The sequence below is a fragment of the Microbacterium sp. UBA3394 genome (assembly GCF_002358725.1).
GTDB classification, from domain to species: domain Bacteria; phylum Actinomycetota; class Actinomycetes; order Actinomycetales; family Microbacteriaceae; genus Microbacterium; species Microbacterium luteum.
In genome coordinates, this window is sequence record NZ_DEPK01000193.1 from 2,295 (window position 1) to 5,516 (window position 3,222).

Sequence of the window (3,222 nt, forward strand, 5' to 3'; positions counted from 1 at the left end):
GGCCACACCTTCGGCAAGACCCACGGCGCGGCGCCCGACACCAACATCGAGGACAACCCCGAGGCTGCCGGCCTCGAGCAGCAGGGGCTGGGCTGGAAGAACAACTTCGGCACCGGCAAGGGCGATGACACCATCACCTCCGGGCTCGAGGTCACCTGGACCTACCACCCGACCCGCTGGGACAACGAGTTCTTCCACATCCTGTACGCGTACGAGTGGGAGCTCATGACGAGCCCCGGCGGCGGCCACCAGTGGCGTCCGGTGGACGGCGGCGGAGCCGACATGGTGCCGCTGGCCCACTCCGATGGACGCCGTGAGCCCCGCATGCTCACGAGCGACCTCGCGCTGCGCACCGACCCCGAGTACGACCGGATCTCGCGCCGCTTCAAGGACGACCCGAAGGCCTTCGCCGACGCGTTCGCGCGGGCGTGGTTCAAGCTCACCCACCGCGACATGGGACCGAAGGTGCGCTACCTCGGCTCCGAGGTGCCCGCCGAGGACCTCATCTGGCAGGACCCCGTTCCGGCCGTCGACCACGAGCTGATCGACGCCGACGACGCGCGGGCCCTCAAGGCGCAGATCATGGATGCCGGGCTCACCGTCGCCGAACTCGTCGGCACCACGTGGGCCGCTGCGTCGAGCTTCCGCGGCAGCGACAAGCGCGGTGGTGTCAACGGCGCGCGCATCCGCCTGGCCCCGCAGAAGGACTGGGAGGTCAACAACCCCGCCCAGCTGCAGAAGGTGCTGAGCGTGCTCGAGGGGGTCAAGGCCTCGTTCGAGGACGGCCGCACCGACGGCAAGAAGGTCTCGCTGGCCGACCTCATCGTGCTCGCGGGCAATGCCGCGGTCGAGAAGGCGGCGCGTGACGGCGGTGTCGACGCGGAGGTGCCGTTCCACCCGGGCCGCACCGACGCCAGTGAGGAGCAGACGGATGCGGTGTCGTTCGAGTTCCTCGAGCCGGCCGCCGATGGGTTCCGCAACTACTACGGCCCGAAGGCGACCATGCCCGGTGAGTACCACCTCATCGACAAGGCGAACCTGCTGACCCTGTCGGCACCGGAGATGACGGTGCTCGTCGGCGGGATGCGTGCGCTGGGTGCGAACTGGGACGGCTCGGATCACGGCGTGCTCACCACCCGCAAGGGCGTGCTGTCGAACGACTTCTTCGTGAACCTGCTCGACCTCGGCACGACCTGGAAGCCGCTGGACAAGGGCGGCCACGCGTTCATGGGCACCAAGGACGGCTCCGGCGCACCCGTCGGCGTCGGCACCCGCGCCGACCTGCTGTTCGGCTCGAACTCCGAGCTGCGCGCGCTCGCCGAGGTGTACGCGAGCGACGACGCGAACGAGAAGTTCGTGCGCGACTTCGTCGCTGCCTGGGGCAAGGTCACCGAACTCGACCGGTTCGACCTCGTCTGACACCCGAGTGATTCCAGGGCCCGTCACCGCTTCGCGCGGCGGCGGGCCCTGCTGCTGTGCGGGCTCTGCTGGTGTGCGGGTCCGGCGCCTACAGTCGGCCGGCGGCCTTCAGCGCGAGGTAGCGGTCGGCGATCCGCGGCGGCAGCCCCTCCGGGGTGTCGGCGATCGCATCGCCCCCGGCACGGGCGATGGCCTCCGCGACACGCGACGCCTCGAAGGCTCCGCGTTCCCGCGCCGCGGCCCGGTAGACGTCGACGGCGTCCTCTCTATCCGGTCGGTTCCCGGCGCTGTCGGTGACCGTGCCGACGACCACCCGGGTGCGTGCCGTCAGTGCGGGCAGCGAGCCGAGGAACGCCCGCGCGCTGTCGACGTCGTCCTGCGCGGTGAGCAGGACGACCAGCGCCGGGCGATTGGTGAGGGCTCGCACCTGAGCATGCGCGGCGTCCCAGTCCGTGTCGATCAGCTGCGCCTCGACGCCCGCCATCGCCTCGACCATCGTCGCCAGCAGCCCCGGGCCGTCCACGCCGGTCACACGCGCGCGGGTGACGCGGTCGAACATCACCAGGTGCACGTGGTCGCCCGCCCGGGCCGCAAGCGCCGCGAGCAGGAGCGACGCCTCCATCGCGGCATCCAGCCGGGTGCCGTCGCCGACACGCGCCGCTGCCGTGCGACCGGTGTCGACGACGATGACGACGTGTCGATCGCGCTCCGGCCGCCACGTGCGGAGCATCGTCGTGCCGGCACGCGCGGTCGCCCGCCAGTCGATCGAGCGCACGTCGTCGCCGCGCACGTACTCCCGCAGCGAGTCGAACTCGGTGCCCTGCCCCCGCACCTGGATGCTGGTGTTGCCGTCGAGCTCGCGCAGGCGTGCCAGCCGCGACGGCAGGTGACGCCGAGAGGTGAACGGCGGCAGCACGCGGACCTCGCCCCGAGACGGGATCGCGCGCTGGCGTCCGGCGAGTCCGAGCGGCCCGTGCGAGCGCACCACCACCATCTCGCTCGCGAGCGTCCCGCGCCGGCGAGGGAGAAGCGGCACCACGAGGTCGCGCCGCTCACCGGGCGGGATCTCCAGCGGCAGACGCTCGGCGGGGGCCCCCGCCGTCGGCTGCCACGCATCGCGCAGCCGTCCGCGGATGCGGCGGGAGCCGGTGTTGGCGATCCGCAGCCGTACCGACGTCTGCGCACCGAGCAGGGTCTTCGCCGGTGCGTCGCGGGAGACGCGCAGCACCCGCGGAGAGATGGCGGCGGCCACATCCACCACCGCGAGAAGCGCGCACAGCATGACCCACAGCGCCGCCGCGACCCACGCGTCGACGCCGCCCAGAGCCGACGCCGCCACCACCGGAACGACGCCGACGGCGACCAGCAGCGACAGGCGCCAGGTGACGAACACGGTCAGACCGGAACGCGGGTCTGCTGCACGACCCAGGCCAGCACCGAGTCGACCGAGACCCCCTCGAGCTCCGCGTCGGGGCGCAGACGGATGCGGTGCCGCCACGTCGGCACGAGCATCGTCTGCACGTGGTCGGGCGTGATGGCGGGATAGCCGCCGAGCCAGGCCCATACCTTCGCCGCCGCGAGGAGCGCGGTCGTCGCGCGGGGACTGACGCCCAGCTGCACCGACGGACTGCGCCGCGTCGCCTGCGCGAGATCGACCACGTAGCCGAGCACGTCGTCGGCGACGGACACCGCGGCAGCCGCCCGCTGGGCGGCGTGGATCTCGTCGACGGTGACCACCGGTGCGAGACCCGCGGCGTCGAGGTCGCGCGGAGAGAAGCCCTCGGCGTGACGGCGCAGCACGGC

The 3,222-nt window shown here is 72.3% G+C and carries 3 protein-coding genes; 1 reads left to right on the forward strand and 2 read right to left on the reverse strand.

The features are described 5' to 3' along the window. The coding region (locus B4E30_RS11615; protein ID WP_349676961.1) for a peroxidase family protein at window positions 1-1,419 on the forward strand (1,419 nt) is incomplete at its 5' end. Between the two features lie 88 nt (window positions 1,420-1,507). On the opposite strand, the gene B4E30_RS11620 is transcribed toward B4E30_RS11615, so the two are convergent. Together B4E30_RS11620 and B4E30_RS11625 are read right to left on the reverse strand one after the other, a co-directional pair. Continuing rightward, window positions 1,508-2,812, reverse strand: coding sequence for a DUF58 domain-containing protein (locus B4E30_RS11620; protein ID WP_286795392.1), 1,305 nt, complete (start codon window positions 2,810-2,812; stop codon window positions 1,508-1,510). Between the two features lie 2 nt (window positions 2,813-2,814). Next, window positions 2,815-3,222 (reverse strand): AAA family ATPase (locus tag B4E30_RS11625; RefSeq protein ID WP_414683214.1); only part of this gene is annotated, 408 nt, incomplete at its 5' end.